Origin of the sequence: Variovorax sp. JS1663 (assembly GCF_002157355.1) — a bacterium.
Lineage (GTDB): Bacteria > Pseudomonadota > Gammaproteobacteria > Burkholderiales > Burkholderiaceae_C > Variovorax.
The window spans coordinates 85,694-104,986 of sequence record NZ_LYMK01000027.1 but is presented as its reverse complement, the minus strand read 5'-3'; the positions used below and the strand labels follow the sequence as shown (position 1 = coordinate 104,986).

Sequence of the window (19,293 nt, the reverse complement as noted above, 5' to 3'; positions counted from 1 at the left end):
GGTGCGCGGCTACCGCATCGAGCTGGGCGAGATCGAGGCGCGCTGCAACGAGATCGAGGGCGTGGCGCGCAGCCTGGTCGTGACCCGCGAGGACCAGCCGGGCGACGTGCGCCTGGTGGCCTACCTGGCACCCTCGCCGGGCGCCACGATCGACCTGGCCGCGCTCGACCGCCACCTGCGCAGCCGCCTGCCGCAGTACATGGTGCCGCAGCACGTGGTGACGCTGGACGCCTTCCCGCAGCTGCCCAACGGCAAGGTGGACCGCAAGGCCCTGCCCAAGCCCACGGCCACCCACAAGGACGACAGCGAGCGCCTGGCGCCGCGCAACGAGCGCGAGGCGCTGGTACTGCGGACCATGGAGCAGGTGCTCAACCTGCCGGGCCTGGGCATCCGCGACGACTTCTTCTCGCTGGGCGGCCACTCGCTGCTGGCGGCGCGGCTGACCACGCTGCTGAGCCGCGAACTCGGCCTCACGGTGCCGCTGCGCCTGCTGTTCGAGGCGCCCACCGCCGAGCGCCTGGCCGCGGCCATCGAGGCCCTGGACGGCAGCAACGCGCCGCGCAGCGCGCCGATCGCGCACATGGCCGATCGCCGCAGCGCGCCGCTCACGCCGATGCAGGAGCGCATCCGCTTCCTCGAGGAGCTGCATCCGGGACGGCCGACCTACAACGCGCCTTCCGCGCACCGCCTCGGCGGGACGCTGGACGTGGCCAAGTTCAAGGCTGCGCTGCGCGAGATCATCCGCAGACAGCCTGTGCTGCGCTCATTCATCGACGTCGATCCAGCCACCGGCGCACAGATCATGCGAGTGGCTGCGCAAGAGGTTGAGTTGGACCTGCCGATGATCGACCTTAGTGAACTGCCAGTCGATCAAAGAGAGGCGGAGCTCTTCGATCGAATGCAGGAAGTTGCCGATCGGCCGATCAACATTCATCGAGCGCCGCTCTTCCATGCTGCACTCTATCGGATGGGGGAAGACGACCACGCCTTCGTGTTCGTGCCGCACCACCTGATCTGGGACGGCTGGTCCTTCGATGTGTTGCAAAGTGAGCTGGCCGTTATCTACGGCGCCTTGCTGCGCGGCGAGCCGCACGGCTTGCCCGAGCTGGCCGTCACCCATGGTGACTATGCGGCCTGGTACACGAACTGGCTTGCCCAACCTGAGTTCGACATACATCTGCGCTACTGGAAAAATCGCTTCGCCAACTCGCCCGTGCCGAAGGCGCCGCGCACCGACATGCCGCGTCGTGCCGGCATGAGCGGACAAGGCGGCACCTACTGGATCACAGTCGACAAGGTCCTGTCGGAGCGCCTGCGCGAGATCGGCCGCAGTCAGGACGTTACGCTCAATATGCTCACGATGAGCGTCTACATCCTGATGATGAGCAGCATCATTGATACTGCCTCAATCGTCATCGCAACACCGGTACGCGGCCGCGAAGTACCGGAAGCCGAATCAGTGATGGGCTTCTTCAACAACGTGCTGCCGCTGTCCTTCCAGGTCGATCCTTCGTTGCGTTTCGGCGAATTCATGCGCTACGTCAAGCAGGAGCTGATCGCGGTGATGAGCCACCAACAAGTGCCGTTCGAGCGCCTGGTGAGCGAGCCCGAGTTCGTGGAGCGTGCCCAGGGCGTGGGGCTCTACCAAGCCCTGTTCTCCTTCCAGGATGCCCGCGAGCGGCCGCAGGACATCGGAGATCTGAAGCATCGGCAGATGCACCTGCTTCAGCGCGGCGCGACCGACGACCTGGGCATCTGGCTGATGGACAAGCCGCGTGGCATCGAAGGCGCCATCGCCTACAACGCCGACATCTATCAGCGCGAGACCGGCGTCGCCTTCAAGGAGCGTTACCTGGAGTTGCTGCAGCGAGTAGCCCAGCAGCCCGATGCCACGCTGGCCGCGCTCTCGACGGCGGAGGGCTCGGACAGCGCGCTCTACCTGCAGCGCCTGGCCGCCGGCGAGGCGCCAGAGCCCACCCTGGCCCAAAGTGCGGGGAGCAGGCCGGTGCAATCACAGCAGCCGCAGGCGCTGCTCCTTCCGGAGCAGGCCAAGCTGGCCCAGATCTGGGCCAGGGCACTCAGCACGGACGTCAACGACATACGCACCAATGACAACTTCTTCGACCTCGGTGGCGACTCGTTGCTGGCAATGCGCGTAGTGCAACAGGCGGAAGAGGTGATGGGCTTCCGCGTTGAGCCCCGCCGCTACGTGTTCGAGACCCTCGGGCAACTCGCTTTCGCGACCGCCGACGCACCGATCAACGCTGCGCCAACCGACAGCGAAGGCAAGCGCGGCAGCCTGCTCGGCCGCGTCTTTCGGTGGGGCCGCAAAGGATAAGGCGCTATGAAGGGGATGTCGCGTGCCGGTCAGCCGATGTTCGGTGGTCCCCGGCGGTACGGCGAACTCAAAGTGGCTTCGGATATCCGCTTTGAATCGTCAATCTTTTATGAATCATCAAGTCGAAGAGGGAAACATGCTTGTTAGTCATCTGGTGCCAACCACCATACGCGAAAGTTCATACCGAAGAAAATTCCTGGAGAACCGCGAAGAGAACCTGTTCATGGGCTCCTTCGAGAGTTTCGCCGCCGCCGAGGCCGGCGCGCCGCCCTCGAAGGCCGTCGGCTACGACAACGCCCCCGCGGAGGCCTTCTACAGCCATCAGGTCGCGTTCTACGACTACCCAGGCCTCTTCTGGCTCGGCCGCTCACTGGACGATGGTATGCGCAGCGTCTTCGACCTGGGCGGCCACATCGGCATCAAGTACTACGCGTTTCGCCGCATGCTGAACTACCCCGTTGACCTGCACTGGACGGTCTGCGACGTGCCCACTGTTGTCAAGGCCGGGCGGGAGTTCGCTGTGAAGCGCGAGGCTACCTCGCAGCTGGACTTCACGACCGATTTCCGCGATGCCAGCGGCTATGACGTGCTCTACGCCTCCGGCAGCCTGCAATACCTGCCGCAGCGCATCTCCGAGATCATCGCAGCGCTGCCGGTGAAGCCGCGGCGCATCGTGCTGAACACCACGGCCGTGCATCCGGAGCGCACGCTCTACACGCTCAACAGCATCGGATTCGCCGTCTGCCCCTACCGCATCCAGCACCACGACCAGCTGCTGGCCGAGCTGGCCGAATCCGGCTACAAGCGGCGCGACGCCTGGCGCAACGAGGGCAAGCCGATCGAGGTGCCCTTCGTGGAAGGCGGCGACAAGCCTTACTACGCCGGCTGCTGCTTTGATTTGGCGTAGTGCCTTCTGAACCAAGGGAAAAATGGCTATGACAACCGGGCTGACCCAAACAGTGCGTGACCTCCTCGAAGGTCCTATCACGAGGCCTGCGCTCCTGCGTTGGCGCCGCCAGCAGTTTCTTTCTCCCCTTCAGGGAGCGGGCGCCTATTTCGGTGTCTATGAAAGCTTTGATCAAGCGCGAGCGTGGTTGCCAAAGAACCCGGAGTTCGATCAGGAGGCGCTGGCAGCGGAATATGTCGGCATTCGTGCGAAGAAGGTCTTCGCCTATGACTACCCGGTGATGTTGTGGCTCGAGCATGCATTCCGTGGCGGTGCCTCGAAGGTGCTCGATATCGGGGGCTCGGTCGGCGTTCACTACTTTGCCTATCGGCGCTACATCGAGATGCCTGCCGGTCTGAGTTGGCGCGTCGTGGAGGTCCCGTCGATGGTTTCGATCGGACGCAAGATGGCTGCGGAGACCCAAGCCAGAGCGCTCACGTTCACCGAAGATCTTCAAGAGGCCGTGGTCGGAGAAGCCTGCGACATATGGATTTCTGCGGGCGCCATTCATTACCTCGAGGACGCGAGACCCAACCACCTTATCTCACGCTGTGCTTCTCGACCTCGGCATGTCCTTCTCAACAAGCTGCCCATCTATGGAGGCGAAGACTTCATCACCGCCCAGAACGTTGGCGAAGGATCGATCGTTCCACTGCATGTCTACAACAAGCGTCGACTTGTGAGGGACATGGAGGCCCAGGGCTATGTGCTCAAGGACGAATGGCCGGTGCATGAGCGCGGCCTCTACCTGCCGGGCCATCCGCAGCGTTCGTTCCCCTGGTTCACGGGCCTGTACTTCGTAGACCGAGCCGCTGCCGAATCTTCAGAGCAACCAAGAAATGGCGCTGACAGGCCGTCCCTTGTGCATTGACGGCAGGGACCAGCGGGATGGCGTTCGGATGCCAGCATGAAGGTGTCTGAAGACGCGAGTGCTGCGCTTGCCGTGCGGATTGGGCAACTCTCTTAGGGCAATGCTGAACAAGTCCAAGTCCTCCGCCAGCCTGTGATGTGCGTTGACTCCCGTATGAAGCAGCAGACTCTCGCCATGGCCGCCGATCAGAACGCGCAGTACGAACAGTACCGCAGGCCGACGAGGCGCGACGCGTTCCTGGCGACCATGGAGGAGATCGTGCCGTGGTCGCAGTTGTGCGCGGTCATCGAGCCTCACTACCCGAAGGCCGGCAACGGTCGGCCGCCGGTGGGCCTGGAGCGCATGCTGCGCATGTACTTTGTGCAGCAGTGGTTCAACCTGGCCGATGCCGCGTGCGAGGACGCGTTGCTCGACAGCACGGCGCTGCGGCGGTTTGTCGGAATCGACCTGGGTCGTGAGCGCGTGCCGGACGCCACCACGCTGCTGAAGTTTCGCCGCCTGCTGGAGAAGAACAAGCTGGGCGAGGCCCTGTTCGCGAAGGTGGGCGAGGTACTGCAGGCCCGAGGACTGAAGGTCGGCGTGGGCACAATCGTGGACGCCACGATCATCGGCGCACCCAGCTCCACGAAGAACACGGACGGCAAGCGCGACCCAGAGATGCACCAGACGCGCAAGGGAAAGCAGTATTTTTTTGGCATGAAGATGCACATCGGTGTGGACAGCCAGACCGGCTTGACGCACAGCGCGGTGATCACGGCGGCCAACGTGCACGACAAGCACCCGCTGCCCGATCTGCTGCACGGCCAGGAACAGCGGGTCTGGGGCGACAGCGCCTACTCCTCGCAGCAGGCGCTGATCCGCTCGAAGGCACCGCACGCGGCCGACTGGACCAACCAGAGGGTGCGCAAAGGAAGCGCGATAGAGGAACTCGAGCGCTTGGTCAACCGAATCAAGTCCAAGGTGCGGGCCCGCGTTGAACATGTCTTTGCCGTCGTCAAGCGGCTGTGGGGCTTCGACAAGGTGCGCTACCGTGGCTTGGCCAAGAACGCCACGCGATCCTTCGTCGCGCTGGGGCTGGCCAACATCTACCTCGCACGTGGGGCACTGTATGAACAGGTCCGCCCATAAGGGCAGCAATGCGAGCCAATGGCTCGTCGCGCGGCCCGCAACGGGCCACCGGGCGACGCAATTGGCTCTGAATTCGCGTCGCCGCGCCGAAATGGGCGTCAATTCAGGCGTCTCGGGCGATGTGACTACTGGATGGAGCAATCCGGGGCCTTGTTCAGCGTTGCCTTAGCGCCTGAAGCGCCAAGCGCGCCTCTTCCCTCGGCCGCGACGAACCTTGACGCGCTTGCGATCCGGCGGTGGCGGCTTGCGGGTGGTGAGCCAATAGACGACCGCCCCAAAGACGGCGATCGAAATCACCCAGGTGATTAAGAAGGTGTTGGCCAGATCCAACGGTATCCAACGTCCCCCTAGGTTCATGCACGTCTCCAACAGGCCGCAGATTGATCATGCGAGGATTCTGCCTCGGCGCGCTGCGTCGGTGAACACGCGGATGCGAAGCGGCCGACGGATGGGAGTGCGATTTTCGACCCTACTGTCGTTCGCAGACATTGCGCATCATCGTGCCCCAGCGAAAGCCGGCGATGTAGTCGGCGACAACCCTGATTTTCCCGCGGACGGCTACCCAAGTGGCGCCCCCCAAATCAGCAATGCCAGATCTGCGGGCATGCGGGCATCAAAGGGAGCGAGATATCTCAAGCAACGGTTTCAACCCAGTTCCGAACCGAGCGATCGCTTCGCGGTGACTCTTGAGTTCGCTATAAGGCAGATAGCGGATTCCCAGTTCCGCGACCCGAGAAAAGGCCGGCCGCCGCAATTGAGCTTGCACATCGTCGCGCCGGTTGTCGGGTGCAACAAGAAACATGGCGCTGGTGGCCCCGAGCTTGCTGCCCAGCGCAAGGTCGAGCATTCGGACAATGCCGGAGTAGATGGATGTGGAGTGCTCAACCTCGAAAGCAGCAGCGACTCTCGATCCATCGGCTTCTACCCACATCACGTCGATCAGCGGCACCGAGTCGAGCCCACCATTCGTTCCATCCGGCAAATGCGCAAGGCATCCGTCGGCAAGTCGCCCGCCTGCGTAGGGTCGGGCTTGGTCGTTGGAGGCAATCCAGACTCCGAACCCGAGCGACTTGCCCAGATCGCGAAGCCAGCCTTGAATTTCGGTATGTGTGGCATCGCTGTCTCGTTCAGCCATCCATTGCTTGTATGCGGCGGCCGACTCCTCGCGGACCTTCTGCAGGTCGGTTTTCCAGGCTTCAATGGCGCTTGCGTCGTCGGCGCGCGGAGGCGCCGCGTACCGGCCGCTGCCTATGTCAAAAAGCAGACCAGCCAACGCGCCCATGTCGTTCGACAATGCGTGTCGATGCTGCGTATTCAAGCGAATGCAGCCTTCGCGCATCGAAAGATAATGGTCCCAGCGCCCCAGCTTGACGTTGCTGCCGGTGACCGCGTTGTATCCCCTGACGATGGCAGTATTGAATGGCATGACCAGGGTCGGGTGCACGAAGTAGAGCAGGTTCGCAACTGCCGGGCCCAAACCCTTGATTTGTAGCGCATCGATCCGGCGGATCGCCTGGACGATCTCTTCGGCGCTGTCGCAGCAATCGCATGCATGCAGCAGGCGGGCAAAGGCGCGTTGATTGGACGCGTTCTCGTAGATGTCGGGGATACGCAGCTTGGGCTTCCAGAGGAAGGCGTGGTCTGCTCCCTTGAATATCTGGCGCTGCTCAGCCACGGAACCGACGACCGTCTCGAGCGAAGAGCCTCGGAAACTATTGCCGAAAGTACCAGCCTCAATATCCTTCACCACCTGGGCAAGCCCACGACGGATGGATCGAAAGTTCTTGAGCCGTTCATCCCACAGAAACCAGGAGTTGTAGGTGCTGAGGGAGTCGGTCTTCCAATGACCAATTAAAACATCAAGGCCGATTGACATCGTCTATTTGTTGTTGCCCGTGAAGACCCCATTCAATCATGAGCACCGCAGCGAGCGGCGGTCGGCGGGCCAGGCGCATGCTGCTGAACCGCCCTATTCGTGCGTTTTCCTCAATCATCCCGGCGAGCGCTCAGTTCTTGACGGCAGATTACAAATATGTAACCTGCCCTCCAAGGCAGCCGGGTAAAATTCGCCGATGCGTCGCTTTCGCGCCTTCCTGGTTTGGGCTGCCATGTTCGCCGTGCTCTTTCAAGGGTACGCGGCGGCGTCCATGGTGTGCGCGCCAGCGCATGCTGACGGCAGTGCCGCCCTGGAAATGGTGGAAGTTGGACCGCACGATCATGGCAAACATCACCATGCGGCGCCCGATCAGGATCATTCCGGCGACCACGAAGGCCTTTCTTCAAAGTCGGCCGATGATCACAAGTGTGGCACCTGCAGTGCATGCCACGCCGTCGCTTTGACCACCACCCAGTTCAGCACTTCTCCGCAGCCTCTGCCGGATGCGGATCTGGCAGAGCCATTCATCGCCGTAGCGAGCACCTCGCCCGGCGTCCTCGACAAACCCCCTCGGGCCTAGTCGCGTCTGCATGCCTGCGAACCATTCGCAGGCCCTCATGCAACGCCTGTCGTCGCGTCCCCTTTTGGCGCGATGCATTCCGTCCATGAACTTCCGAGGATTCCATGTCTTTTTCTTCGCCAGCCCGTTGGCTGGCCGCATTGCCCGCCATCGTGGCCCTGACAGCTGTCGCCCAAACGGCGCCCGCGCCATCTGAGCCGCCACCGACCAATCTACCGACATTGCCCTATCGCTCCGCATTCGAGGGCTATCGCTCTTACGCGGACGAAAAGGCCATTCCCTGGAAGGAAGCCAACGAGACGGTTTACCAACGCGGAGGCTGGCGCGCCTATGCCAAGGAAGCGTCCGAACAAGGTGCGGGAGAAACCGCAACGCCCAAGCCCGGTGCCGATCCGCATGCCGGCCACTCGACGCCCATGAAGAAGGAGAAGCCATGAGGGGTGCATTGCGCCTCACGGCGATCTCTGCCGTGGCCGCCTTTCTCGCCGGCTGCGCGACCGTCAGCGTTGACGACGCGCTGCAGGAAACGAACACCAACGCACAGCAGTTCACGCAGGGAAAGCTGGAAATCAGCCGCACCAACGAGCAGCGCGATCGTCGCTCGGGGCTGACCGAGGAGTTGCTGGCCAAGCCGTTGTCTCAGGCCGACGCGGTACAGGTTGCGCTTGCAAACAGCCCGGCGCTCCAAGCCTTGCTCGCAGATAGTTGGGCGAATATTTCCGCGGCCAATCAGTTCAGCCGACTTCCCAATCCGGTGTTCACCTTCGAGCGCATGCGCCTTGGTGACGAGCTCGAGATCGGAAGGCTGTTGTCGTTCGGCCTTGTGGACCTGATCCTGTTGCCTCAGCGGCTGGCCATCTCGAAAAGCCAGGCGGCACAGGCGAAGGTGCAGCTCACAGGGACGGTGGTGGACCAGGTCACGCAGGTGAGGCAGGCCTGGGTGCGCGCCGTCGCCGCGCAGCAGTCACTTCAGTACGCGGAGCAGGTCAAGGATTCGGCGGAGGCCAGCGCGGAACTGGCGCGCCGTATGCAGCTCATCGGCAACTTCAGCAAGCTCCAGCGCGCGCGCCAGCAGGTGTTCTACGCGGACGCGGTGACTCAGCTAGCTTCTGCGCGCCATGCGGTCACGGCCACGCGTGAGGAGTTGGTTCGCGCGCTGGGTCTTACGGATGCCCAGGCCACCAAGCTCAAACTGCCCGAGCGGCTGCCAGATCTGCCAAAGGCGCCTCGCGAGCCTCGCGAAGTAGCCGCGACTGCCAGCGAGCAGCGCCTGGACGTGCAGCTCGCCAGGGCCCAACTGGATGTTGCCGGAAAGTCGCAAGGGATCAACCTCCTGTCTACATTTATCGACGTGGAACTGGGCGGAAGGCGAGACACCATCTTCGACAATGCGGAAGGCACGAAGAGCACCCGCCGCGGCTTCGAGCTCGACATCGTGTTGCCGCTGTTCGACTGGGGCTCTGCCCGGCGCGACCTGTTGAATGCACAGTCATTGGCCGCCGCGAATCGCTATGACGCGACGGTCCGTGGCGCCACCTCCCAGCTGCGCGAAGGCTATTCCGCCTATCGCACCTCCTACGACATCGCCAAGCACTACCGGGACGAAATCGTCCCCCTGCGCCAGACGATGGCTGACGAAAACGTGCTTCGCTACAACGGGATGCTGATCGGTGTGTTCGAACTGCTGGCGGAAGCGCGCGACCAGATCGCAAGCGTGAGCAACGCCATCAACGCCCAGCAGCAGTTCTGGCTCGCCGACGCCGCGCTCGAGGCCTCGGTGATCGGCAAGCCCACCATCATGGCAGCCCCCATCGCCAGTTCGGGCTCGGAAGCCTCGTCCGGCGGCGCCGCGCATTGAGCGCCTCAACCCTTGATCACAATGACAAACAGACGTAATTTTCTAGGCGGAGCGGGCGCCATCACCGGCGCCATCGCGGCCGCATCCGTGAGCAAGGTGGCCATGGCCGCCCTGCCCGAGCCGATGCTTCAGACCAAGCCCGACACCATGCCTCCCCTGGCACCGTCGACGGGGCGCCACTACAACCCCATTGTCACGCTCAACGGCTGGACGCTTCCCTGGCGCATGAACAACGGCGTCAAGGAGTTCCACCTGGTCGCGGAGCCCGTGGTGCGTGAGATGGCGCCGGGCTTCAAGGCCAACCTCTGGGGCTACAACGGCCAGTCGCCCGGGCCGACCATCGAGGTGGTCGAGGGCGACCGCGTGCGCATCTTCGTCACCAACAAGCTGCCCGAGCACACCAGCATCCACTGGCACGGCCAGCGCATTCCCAACGGGATGGACGGCGTGAAAGGACTGACGCAGCCGGCGATCGAGCCCGGCAAGACCTTTGTCTACGAGTTCGTGGCACGGCGCCCGGGCACCTTCATGTACCACCCGCATGCGGACGAGATGACGCAGATGGCGATGGGGATGATGGGATTCTGGGTCACCCACCCGAAGGGCAAGCACCCGCTGATCGACGAGGTCGACCGTGACTTCGTCTTCTTGCTCAATGCCTACGACATCGAGCCGGGCAGTGGAACACCCAAGATCATGACCATGCTGGACTTCAACCTGTGGTCGTGGAACAGCCGCATCTTTCCGGGCATCGACTCGCTCAACGTCCGACTGAACGACAAGGTTCGAATTCGCATCGGCAACCTGACGATGACGAACCACCCCATGCACCTGCATGGCCACGAGTTCCTCGTCACCGGCACCGATGGCGGCCCGACCCCGAAGAGCACGCGCTGGTACGAGGTGACGACCGACGTGGCGGTCGGGCAGATGCGCCAGATCGAGTTCCTGGCGGATGAAGAAGGCGATTGGGCCTTCCACTGCCACAAAAGCCACCACACGATGAACGCCATGGGCCACGACGTTCCGACCATGATTGGTGTCGACCACAAGGACGTGGCCAAGAAGATCACGAATCTCGTGCCCGATTACATGGTGATGAGCGAGCGCGGGATGGCAGATATGGCCGAGATGGACATGCCCCTGCCCGACAACACCGCCAGAATGATGACGGGCGAAGGCCCGTTCGGCTCGGTCGAGATGGGCGGCATGTTCAGCGTGGTCAAGGTGCGCAAGGGGCAGAAGCCCGGCGACTACTCGAACCCCGGCTGGTTCAAGCATCCGCAAGGCACGGTGGCCTACGAGCTGAACGGGCCCGTGGCAGAGCCACCTCGGACGCGCGGCGCGGGCGCCTCCGCCATGCCGGCCAAGAACATGCCGGCCAAGAACATCGAAGTGCAGGTACGCAAACCCAGCGGCCACTCCGGCCATTGATTTCTCCCGCTCCCAAACCACCCTGAACGAAAGGACTCTCATGAAAACCCTCCGCTACACGGCCTTGGCCGCATTCACCGCATTGGCGGCCGCCGGCGCCTACGCCGCGGGCAATCACGCCGGCGGTCACGGCCACGATGCCGCCGACGCCATTGGCAAGCCAGGCGTGGCGGCCAAGGCGACGCGCACGGTGAAGGTCGACATGACCGACAGCATGCGCTTCACGCCGGCCAACATCGACGTGAAGCAGAACGAGACCGTCCGCTTTGTGGTGACCAACTCCGGAAAGATCAAGCACGAACTCGTGCTCGGAACGGAGAAGGAGCTGAAGGAGCACTACGAGGTGATGAAGAAGAACCCAGAGATGGAGCACGCCGACCCGAACATGGTGACGCTGGCTCCAGGCAAGACCGGCGAGGTCGTCTGGCAGTTCACGAAGGCAGGCAAGGTCGACTTCGCGTGCTTGCAGCCCGGCCACTACGACGCCGGGATGAAGGGCGCCGTGAACGTGACCAAGTCTTCCGACAAGCACGCAGCCAAGTAACACGAGCCGACCGCCTCGGCCTCTGACACCAGGCTGAGCGGTCGCGCAGTTTTCTGCTTTCGAAGGAGTTCAAGATGCTCGACATCCGTCTGACGTTCATCGCCCCCATGGCCGCTCTCATTGTTGCTGGCTTCGCGCATGCTCAACCGGCCGGCGGCAGCGCGGCGCCGGCCGCGAGTTCCACCGATGCCCCTGCCTCCGCGGAGCTTGCCGATGGGGAGGTCCGAAAAGTAGACAAGGACAACAAGAAACTCACGCTCAAGCATGGGCCGCTGAAGAACCTCGACATGCCGGGCATGACGATGGTCTTTCAGGTGAAGGACGACGCCATGCTGGACAAGGTTCAGGCCGGCGACAAGGTCCGGTTCCAGGCAGACAAGATCGACGGCAAGTTCACCGTGACCAAGATCGAAGCAGCGCGCTAGACCGGGGCTCGCAGCCTGCTCGCCCATGCCCGGCTGATGCCGGGCTGCATCGTCGGGACGGCACGTCCGTCCTTCCCGCCGGGACCTCCGGTTACTCGACTCAAGGAGACAGACATGCCACATAAGAAGTACGCCCAGTGCATCGACGCCTGCAACGCCTGTGCGACGGCCTGCAATCACTGCGCCGCATCGTGCCTGCGTGAGGACGAGGTGAAGATGATGGCGAAGTGCATCGCGCTGGACATCGATTGCGCCGCGATCTGTCAGCTCGCGGCGGCTGCAATGGCGCGGGATAGCGAGACCGCCCCTGCCATCTGCCGCCTTTGCGCCGACATCTGCCAGGTCTGCGCCGACGAGTGCGCAAGGCACGACGCGCAGCACTGCCAAGCCTGTGCGAAGGCATGTCAAAAGTGCGCCGAAGAGTGCCGGAAGATGGCCAAGTAGATCCCTTGTAGCCCGAAGCGCCGCCAAGCTGGCGTCACGGGGACACACGTTGCGCGCTGGAGCGCAACCTGTGCCCTCGCCGGCCAGAGCAGCTGACCTCGCGCTCAATCCCCGACAACAGAACGTTTGGAGGAGCGGATGCAGGCAAACGTAGCGCGGCCACATTCGGCACGGGCCATGCTCGAGATCATGGGGCGTCAGCTTCCCAATGTGTGGACCACACACGAAATGCTGCGCTCAACCGGCCGGCTGAGAGCTCAATGGCCGGATTGGTGCTACGCGCCGCTCGCGGTTGCGGAACCGCTTTGCGGCGGACGACCTGACCTTGCATTCAAGATCACTGCCCTGGCTTCTTGGCGGCTGACGCAAGGGATCTACAGAGTCGATCAGACGTTGCTGAATGCGTTGCTCGATACCCCTCTGGACGACGACGTTCCCATCGACGTGCTCATGAGGATGCCCGAATGGTGCATCTACCTTGAGCTTCCTAATATCCTGACGCCGACCGGGCCGGCGCGAGGGGTCTGGGTGTTCATGGAGCCGTCCCACCTTGATTCCGACAGGCCTGTTTTTCTCGGCATGCTGTTCGATACTGAACGTGACATCGCGAGATCTCTCGAGGATGGCGCCATGTACCCGTTCTGCGTCAAGTTGAGCGGCGAATCGATCGCTCAAGCGCTCGCCCAGACCTTCTGTACCGCTGCGTCAGAGTTGGAATCGTTCAAGGCGGCAGTCACCCCCGTGATCTCCGTCCTGCTGTACCTCTGCGCGCAGAACGCGGAGATCACCTGCCATGGCGCCGACGCCTACCCGGTGCGGCCGGTGCCAGTGCATACCCGCCGACGAGGCCTTCGCATCTTTCCACCGCCTGCGCCGACGGTCTGGAGTCTGGGATACCGTATAGGCGCCGCCCTGCGAGCTTCCCAACCGCGAAACCGTGATGACCACGACCCAGGAAGCGGTCGTCGGCTCGTTGCTCACATTCGCCGAGCTCATTGGCACACGATTCTGAGCGGGCCTCGCAAGGATCTGCCCCCCGAAACTCGCCGACGTGAGCTGCGATGGATGCCGCCGGTGGCGGTGAACCTCGACATCGGTGCAGAACTGATCGCCACGGTCCGCCCGGTCAACAACACCGTGTCGATCGAATAGAACCGGCGAGGAGATCGGCCATGACTCACCAAAGTGCCTCGCAGGTTGTACGTGAGTTCTTGGAAGGCCCGCTCACTCGACCCGCGCTACTGCTGTGGCGGCGCCAGCAGTTTCTCTCCCGTGAGGGGCACGGCTTCTACTTCGGTTTGTTCGATAGTTTCGAAGCAGCTCGCGATTGGCTGCCGAAGAACCCGGAATTTGATCAGGACGCGCTGGCTGAGGAGTACGTGAACATCCGTACGAAGAGGATCTTCGCCTATGACTATCCGGTCATGTGGTGGCTCGACCGCGCTTTCCGCGAAGGTGCCACGAACATTCTCGACATCGGCGGTTCGGTGGGCGTTCACTACTACGCATATCGCCGATACGTCGACATGCCTGCGTCGTTGACCTGGCGCATCGTTGAGGTGCCTGCCATGGTTTCGATCGGCCGAAAGTTGGCTTCAGAGACTGGCTCCAGCACATTGGACTTCACCGAGGACCTTCAGCGTGCAGTGACCGAAGGAACCGCCGACGTTTGGATGTCCGCGGGCGCCATTCATTACTTCGAGCACGCGACACCAGGACTCCTTCTCAAAGACTGCAAGACCCGACCACGGCATTTGCTCCTGAACAAGCTGCCGCTCCACGAACGCGAAAGCTTCATTACGACGCAGAACATCGGCGCAGGATCCTTTGCACCCATGCATGTCTACAACAGAGGACGCTTCATCCGCGACATTGAGGCCATGGGCTACACACTCAGAGACGAGTGGCCCGTCCACGAGCGCTCACTCTATTTGCCTGGCCACCCCGAGCTCTCGTTTGCCAGCTTTACGGGGCTCTACTTCTCGGATCGGTCCGTCAAGGCGCCTTCCAAACAAAGCTGACGTGTTCGAAGGCGCCCGCCGAATCATCAGCGGGGGACCGCCGACGTCGGTGAGCAACGCGCTCGCAGCCGCGCGCCGCCGCGGCAGGGTTGCAATCCCTCGAGGCGAGGAGCGGTTGGAAGTTGGAATCCGCTTGTGCCGAGCTGCTTAAGGACGAGTCCACCGTCCACCGTCCTTGCACATGCGGAACGTGAATCGGTCGCGGAATGTGGCCGTACTTCCATACCGGCGCATCCTTCACTTGTAGGTTCGCCACCGCGAGCCCCGACCAGGCCCAGTGCCCGAACTGACAAAGCGACGGTTGCCCCAACCCTCGCCCGCTCCCTGGCCACCCGGGTGGCCAACGCGCGAAGGTCGGCCGACATACGAGGCCTGCCGTACACAACGGTTTGTGTACCGCTGGAGCGCCCCGTGGCGGACCCATATTCGTAGGCAACGGCGCCGATCAACCCTTCGCCCCGGGCCTCAACGGTCAGGCGCGTGAAAGGTTGTTCCTTTGATCCACGTCAAAGCCATCACGTACGTGTCGCCGCAACATCGTGACGCTCACCATCATCACAGCCATGAAATCGCTGAAGACCCGAACGCTTCATTTCTGCAGTCCAGGCGGGTGCCCTGAACGCGCGATGAAGGAATCTGCATGCAAGTAATCCAATGTGCGCAGGCCGCAGGTGTCAGCCCTGACACAGTGCGCCACTACGCGCGCCTCGGTCTGATCAAGGCTGAACGCAGGACGGAAAGCGGATATCAGCAGTTCTCGCCAAGCACGGTGGCGCGCGTTCGCTTCATCCGCAGCGCAGTTGGCTTGGGGTTCAGGTTGAGCGACATTGCCGAGCTACTCGGCATGAGCGAGCAAGGGCAATTGCCTTGTCCCAAGGCACGCACAATCCTCGCCGATCGGCTGAACGAGAAGCAGCATCAGGTCGAGCACGAGATGGCGCTGTTCCGTCGCATGAAGCAGGCTTTGAAGGCCTGGGCGGCGATGCCGGATGGCGTCCCGGAAGGTCACCACGTTTGCGGCCTCATAGAGGGCTTGCCTTGGAACGCCGCCGATCACGAGGCCGACGGCAAGCGCCGCCGGTCGTTGAAATGATCACCGATGCCTCTGGGGGCCAAGCGCGCAGCCGCGCCGCAATTGACGGCCATCCTTTTTCCAACTTGGTGCACAGGCGCCCCCCTCGCCTTCTCTCGCTCGCATACGTCATCACCCTGTTGAGCACGGTCGCCGTCGCCCAGCCTCCAGCCGCCTCCGACTCGGCGCCGACCATCTCGGAATCGACGCCTCATGACTGCCGCCAGCCGATGGCGCGCCATGACCATCTCGCCGAGAAGGGCATGACCAGGCCAATGTCGGGTCCCTGTGCCGGCAAGCCTTCGGCCTCCGCCGCGAAAGCCTAGGCAAAGCCCATGCATGAACACGCCAACTCCCACAAGAACCAGTGAGCCGAGCCCGTGGGCTTCCGCAACGGGCAGATCAGGAGCAATGACATGTCACCCAATCACCAACACCCCGAATCCTTCGGCGGCCTCAATTGGTCCCGAATCAATCAATGGCTGCTGTGGTTAGGCCTGGCCGCCGCGGTGGCGTGGCTGTTCTTCGGGCACAGCGCGCACCTGTTGCAGATCGCGCCGTTCCTGATTCTGCTGGCGTGCCCGCTGATGCATGTCTTTGGACATGGCGGCGGGCATGGCGGCCACGGCCACGGCCACGGCCAGCATGGCGGCGACGACAGCTCGACAGACCGCAAGCCGACGACGGGCTCAAACACAGACGGCGCCAAGCATGTGCGCTGAGTGCCACAACGCCCTGAGGACCGCGTCTCCGGGATGCAGTCCGGCGGCGCTCGCGGCCGACGGCGGGCCGGCTCACCCGGTACCGGCCGACATCGGTCCATCACGCTGCGCCGGCGGTCTGACGCACGGCGACGGACCCGGCCGTTCTAAGGGATGCTGCCGTGACCATTGATCCCGCGGTCCGTCGCTTGGTACTCGGCGCCTTGATCGGCATCGGCGCCGTGCTGAGCGCATCGGCCCAGCCCGCCGCGCTTGGCGCGAGCGTCGACAGCCTGCTCGATCATGCACGGGGCCACAATCCCGAGCTCGCTGCGATGCGCCTGGAAGCGGTCGCGGCGACGCAACGGGTGCAGCCAGCCGGCGCCTTGCCCGATCCCGTGCTACGCGTCGAGCTCGAGAACATCAACAACTACGGCAACGACGCCCGCCCGAATCTGTTGCCGGCGCGCGTCGGCGACACGAAGTACACCGTGATTCAACCGCTGCCTGCCTGGGGCAAGCGGGACCTGCGTCGCGATGTGGCCGCGGCCGATGCGCAGCAGGCCGGCGCGCGCGCAGCGGCCACGTGGAGTGAACTCGCAGCACGTATCAAGGCGGCCTACGCGCAGTACTACCTCGCCGCCGCCAACGTACGGCTGACGCAGGAAATCCTCGACCTGATGGCACGGCTGGAGCAGGTGGCGCAAGCGCGCTATGCCGGCGGGCTGGCCGCGCAGCAGGACGCGATTCGCGCCCAGCTCGAGCAGACCGCGATGCGCTCTGAACTCATCGCACTGGACAACGAGAAGCGGCAACTGCGCGTGCGACTGAACACGCTGCTCGCCCGCGATGCCGCTGCGCCGCTCGCCGAACCGCAGTCGCTGCGGCCGCTGCCGGCGCTGACTGTGCTCGACACATCGGCGCTGGCGAGTCGAGCACGAAACGCGAATCCGTCGCTGCAGGCGGAGGAAGCACGCCTGCTCGGCGCCGAGAAGAACCGCGAGTTGACCCGGCGCAACCGCTATCCGGATCTCCAGGTCGGCGTCGTCCCCACGCAGGTGGGTTCGCGCATCACGACCTGGGGCGTGATGGTCGAGATGAACATCCCGCTGCAGCAGTCCTCGCGCCGCGCGCAGGAGCGTGAAGCCGAAGCCATGGTCGGCGCTGCACGCTCGCGCAGCGAGGCCGTGGCGAACCAGCTTCTCGGCGAACTGGGCGAGAGCCTCGCCGGCATCGAAGCAGCGAAGCGCAGCGAAACGCTGGTTGCGACGCAGCAACTGCCGCAGGCCGAACTGAGCTTTCGCTCCGCGCTGGCCGCCTACGAGAACGGCAAGGTCGACTTCGCGACCCTTCTCGACGCGCAGCGGCAGATCCGCAAGGCGCGCCTGGACCGGCTCAAGGCCCAGGTCGAGGCGCAACTGCGCCTGGCCGAAACCGAACGCATCCTGGGAGAAGACCTGTGAAGACCTCGATATCGTTGTTGGCGGTCGTGCTGCTCGGCGCCGTGGGCGCCGGTGGCTACTGGTTGGGCGGCCGGTCGCAGGGCACGCCATCCGCGCTGATGCAGGCGACCGGCGACGCTGGATCGGCGAGCGCCGCCAAGCCGCGCAAGCTTCTCTACTACCGAAATCCGATGGGGCTGGCCGACACCTCGCCGACACCGAAGAAGGACCCAATGGGAATGGACTACGTCCCGGTTTACGAGGGTGAGGACGATGACGCGCGACGTGCTCCCGCGGGAGCGAATCAGATTCGCATCGGGACCGAGAAGGTCCAGAAGCTCGGTGTACGCACCGAAGCCGCGACCATGCGCGCCCTCGGCAAGGTCGTCCGTGCGGCCGGCCGCATCGAACCCGACGAGCGCCGGGTCTATGCCATCTCGCCCAAGTTCGAGGGCTACGTCGAGCGCTTGTTCGTGAACGTCACCGGCCAGCCGGTGAGCAAGGGGCAGGCGCTGTTCGATGTCTACAGCCCGGAGCTGGTGTCGGCGCAGCGCGAGTACGCGATCGCCATGCAAGGCGTGCGGGCCATGAACGAAGCCGGCGGCGACGCGGTTGGCGGCATGAAGCAGCTGGCGGAAGCGAGCCTCGCGCGGCTGCGCAACTGGGACCTGTCGCCCGAGCAGGTTGCCGCGCTGGTGAAGACCGGCGAAGCCCAGCGCACTGTCACTTTCCGCTCGCCGGTCTCGGGCATCGTCACCGAAAAGAAGGCGTTGCAAGGCATGCGCTTCATGCCGGGCGAGGCCTTGTACCAGGTGACGGACCTGTCGTCGGTCTGGGTGGTGGCCGACGTGTTCGAGCATGACATCGGCCTCGTGAAGACGGGCGCCGAGGCGACCGTGAAGGTCGACGCCTATCCCGGGAAGGTGTTCAGCGGAAAGATCACCTACGTCTATCCGACGCTAAAGCCGGAAACGCGAACGGTACCGGTGCGAATTGAGCTGCCGAATCCAGGACAGCTGCTCAAGCCGGCGATGTTCGCGCAGATGGGTCTCGCGGTCGGCGGCCAGTCGAAGGTGATTGTGGTGCCCGACTCGGCCGTGATCGACAGCGGCACACGCCAGCTGGTCCTCGTGCAGGCCAATGAAGGTCGCTTCGAGCCGCGCGAAGTGAAGCTCGGCGCGCGCAGCGACAACTACATCGAGGTGCGGGACGGCGCTCGCGAGGGCGAACAGGTGGTTGTCGCGGCCAACTTCCTGATCGACGCCGAAAGCAATCTCAAGGCGGCCATCGGCGGCTTGGGCTCGCATGCCGGGCACGGCAGCCACGCCAAGACCGATGCACCGGCGACGCCGGCTCCGGCACCTGTCGGCCACAAAAGCGAGGGTACCGTCGACGGCATCGACGCGAAAGCAGGCACCGTGAGTCTGAACCACGGCGCCATCGCATCACTGAAATGGCCGGCGATGACGATGGACTTCAAGGTCGCCAACGCCGGACTTCTTCACGGGCTGAAGCCCGGCGCGGCGGTTGCCTTCGAGTTCGTCGAGCGGCAGCCCGGCGATTGGGTCGTGACTGCCATCAAGCCGGCGGCCAACGCCCACAGCGGCCGCTGA

Annotated in this window: 18 protein-coding genes; 17 read left to right on the top strand and 1 reads right to left on the bottom strand. The window is 63.7% G+C overall.

Annotation, left to right across the window (positions count from 1 at the left end; all coding sequences use genetic code 11):
* The 4 genes from A8M77_RS21910 to A8M77_RS21895 all read left to right on the top strand — a co-directional run.
* The coding region (locus tag A8M77_RS21910) for an acyl carrier protein (RefSeq protein ID WP_238136915.1) at nt 1-2,338 on the top strand (2,338 nt) is incomplete at its 5' end.
* A 223-nt stretch (nt 2,339-2,561) separates the two neighbouring features.
* Entirely contained in the window at nt 2,562-3,245 is a 684-nt protein-coding gene (locus A8M77_RS21905; RefSeq protein WP_238136914.1) for a TIGR04325 family methyltransferase, read from the top strand.
* Between the two features lie 28 nt (nt 3,246-3,273).
* On the top strand, nt 3,274-4,155 hold the full coding sequence (locus A8M77_RS21900) for a methyltransferase, TIGR04325 family (RefSeq protein ID WP_158100969.1): 882 nt from the start codon (nt 3,274-3,276) through the stop codon (nt 4,153-4,155).
* A gap of 153 nt (nt 4,156-4,308) precedes the next feature.
* On the top strand, nt 4,309-5,283 hold the full coding sequence (locus tag A8M77_RS21895) for an IS5 family transposase (protein WP_086923624.1): 975 nt from the start codon (nt 4,309-4,311) through the stop codon (nt 5,281-5,283).
* Nucleotides 5,284-5,896: 613 nt separating this feature from the next.
* Here the strand turns inward: A8M77_RS21895 and A8M77_RS21890 are convergent.
* On the bottom strand, nt 5,897-7,159 hold the full coding sequence (locus A8M77_RS21890) for a type II restriction endonuclease (RefSeq protein ID WP_086923623.1): 1,263 nt from the start codon (nt 7,157-7,159) through the stop codon (nt 5,897-5,899).
* A gap of 196 nt (nt 7,160-7,355) precedes the next feature.
* On the opposite strand from A8M77_RS21890, the gene A8M77_RS21885 reads away from it, so the two are divergent.
* From A8M77_RS21885 to A8M77_RS21825, 13 genes are all read left to right on the top strand, one after another.
* On the top strand, nt 7,356-7,739 hold the full coding sequence (locus A8M77_RS21885) for a DUF2946 family protein (RefSeq protein ID WP_086923622.1): 384 nt from the start codon (nt 7,356-7,358) through the stop codon (nt 7,737-7,739).
* A gap of 104 nt (nt 7,740-7,843) precedes the next feature.
* Nucleotides 7,844-8,176 carry a hypothetical protein gene (locus A8M77_RS21880; RefSeq protein WP_086923621.1) on the top strand — a complete coding sequence of 111 codons (333 nt, stop codon included), beginning with the start codon at nt 7,844-7,846 and terminating at the stop codon, nt 8,174-8,176.
* Nucleotides 8,173-9,597 (top strand): TolC family protein, encoded by a 1,425-nt coding sequence (locus tag A8M77_RS21875; RefSeq protein WP_086923620.1) that lies wholly within the window; start codon nt 8,173-8,175, stop codon nt 9,595-9,597. The genes A8M77_RS21880 and A8M77_RS21875 overlap by 4 nt, the downstream gene beginning before the upstream one ends.
* 21 nt (nt 9,598-9,618) lie before the next feature.
* Complete coding sequence (locus A8M77_RS21870) at nt 9,619-11,031, top strand: multicopper oxidase family protein (RefSeq protein ID WP_086923619.1); 1,413 nt, start codon at nt 9,619-9,621, stop codon at nt 11,029-11,031.
* 40 nt (nt 11,032-11,071) lie between these two features.
* A complete protein-coding gene (locus A8M77_RS21865; RefSeq protein WP_086923618.1) occupies nt 11,072-11,575 on the top strand; it encodes a cupredoxin domain-containing protein in 504 nt (167 codons plus the stop codon).
* A 74-nt stretch (nt 11,576-11,649) separates the two neighbouring features.
* Entirely contained in the window at nt 11,650-12,000 is a 351-nt protein-coding gene (locus tag A8M77_RS21860) for a copper-binding protein (RefSeq protein WP_086923617.1), read from the top strand.
* A gap of 114 nt (nt 12,001-12,114) precedes the next feature.
* Nucleotides 12,115-12,444, top strand: a complete 330-nt coding sequence (locus tag A8M77_RS21855) for a four-helix bundle copper-binding protein (protein WP_086923616.1) — start codon at nt 12,115-12,117, stop codon at nt 12,442-12,444.
* A 177-nt stretch (nt 12,445-12,621) separates the two neighbouring features.
* On the top strand, nt 12,622-13,596 hold the full coding sequence (locus A8M77_RS21850; protein WP_086923615.1) for an AcrVA2 family anti-CRISPR protein: 975 nt from the start codon (nt 12,622-12,624) through the stop codon (nt 13,594-13,596).
* Nucleotides 13,597-13,616: 20 nt separating this feature from the next.
* Complete coding sequence (locus A8M77_RS21845; RefSeq protein ID WP_158100968.1) at nt 13,617-14,465, top strand: methyltransferase, TIGR04325 family; 849 nt, start codon at nt 13,617-13,619, stop codon at nt 14,463-14,465.
* A gap of 640 nt (nt 14,466-15,105) precedes the next feature.
* Entirely contained in the window at nt 15,106-15,558 is a 453-nt protein-coding gene (locus A8M77_RS21840; RefSeq protein ID WP_086923613.1) for a MerR family transcriptional regulator, read from the top strand.
* A gap of 395 nt (nt 15,559-15,953) precedes the next feature.
* Entirely contained in the window at nt 15,954-16,259 is a 306-nt protein-coding gene (locus A8M77_RS21835) for a DUF2933 domain-containing protein (protein WP_086923612.1), read from the top strand.
* Nucleotides 16,260-16,420: 161 nt separating this feature from the next.
* Nucleotides 16,421-17,701 (top strand): TolC family protein, encoded by a 1,281-nt coding sequence (locus A8M77_RS21830; RefSeq protein WP_086923611.1) that lies wholly within the window; start codon nt 16,421-16,423, stop codon nt 17,699-17,701.
* Entirely contained in the window at nt 17,698-19,293 is a 1,596-nt protein-coding gene (locus tag A8M77_RS21825; RefSeq protein WP_238136913.1) for an efflux RND transporter periplasmic adaptor subunit, read from the top strand. Before A8M77_RS21830 ends, A8M77_RS21825 begins: the two co-directional genes overlap by 4 nt.

What these genes read in the sequence shown, in the direction of transcription:
- A8M77_RS21880 (WP_086923621.1), top strand. Translation starts at nt 7,844, where the DNA reads ATGTCTTTTTCTTCGCCAGCCCGTTGGCTGGCCGCATTGCCCGCCATC.
- A8M77_RS21845 (WP_158100968.1), top strand. Translation starts at nt 13,617, where the DNA reads ATGACTCACCAAAGTGCCTCGCAGGTTGTACGTGAGTTCTTGGAAGGC.
- A8M77_RS21905 (WP_238136914.1), top strand. Translation starts at nt 2,562, where the DNA reads ATGGGCTCCTTCGAGAGTTTCGCCGCCGCCGAGGCCGGCGCGCCGCCC.
- A8M77_RS21855 (WP_086923616.1), top strand. Translation starts at nt 12,115, where the DNA reads ATGCCACATAAGAAGTACGCCCAGTGCATCGACGCCTGCAACGCCTGT.
- A8M77_RS21835 (WP_086923612.1), top strand. Translation starts at nt 15,954, where the DNA reads ATGTCACCCAATCACCAACACCCCGAATCCTTCGGCGGCCTCAATTGG.
- A8M77_RS21850 (WP_086923615.1), top strand. Translation starts at nt 12,622, where the DNA reads ATGCTCGAGATCATGGGGCGTCAGCTTCCCAATGTGTGGACCACACAC.
- A8M77_RS21860 (WP_086923617.1), top strand. Translation starts at nt 11,650, where the DNA reads ATGCTCGACATCCGTCTGACGTTCATCGCCCCCATGGCCGCTCTCATT.
- A8M77_RS21875 (WP_086923620.1), top strand. Translation starts at nt 8,173, where the DNA reads ATGAGGGGTGCATTGCGCCTCACGGCGATCTCTGCCGTGGCCGCCTTT.
- A8M77_RS21840 (WP_086923613.1), top strand. Translation starts at nt 15,106, where the DNA reads ATGCAAGTAATCCAATGTGCGCAGGCCGCAGGTGTCAGCCCTGACACA.
- A8M77_RS21900 (WP_158100969.1), top strand. Translation starts at nt 3,274, where the DNA reads ATGACAACCGGGCTGACCCAAACAGTGCGTGACCTCCTCGAAGGTCCT.
- A8M77_RS21895 (WP_086923624.1), top strand. Translation starts at nt 4,309, where the DNA reads ATGAAGCAGCAGACTCTCGCCATGGCCGCCGATCAGAACGCGCAGTAC.
- A8M77_RS21890 (WP_086923623.1), bottom strand. Translation starts at nt 7,159, where the DNA reads ATGTCAATCGGCCTTGATGTTTTAATTGGTCATTGGAAGACCGACTCC.
- A8M77_RS21865 (WP_086923618.1), top strand. Translation starts at nt 11,072, where the DNA reads ATGAAAACCCTCCGCTACACGGCCTTGGCCGCATTCACCGCATTGGCG.
- A8M77_RS21870 (WP_086923619.1), top strand. Translation starts at nt 9,619, where the DNA reads ATGACAAACAGACGTAATTTTCTAGGCGGAGCGGGCGCCATCACCGGC.
- A8M77_RS21885 (WP_086923622.1), top strand. Translation starts at nt 7,356, where the DNA reads ATGCGTCGCTTTCGCGCCTTCCTGGTTTGGGCTGCCATGTTCGCCGTG.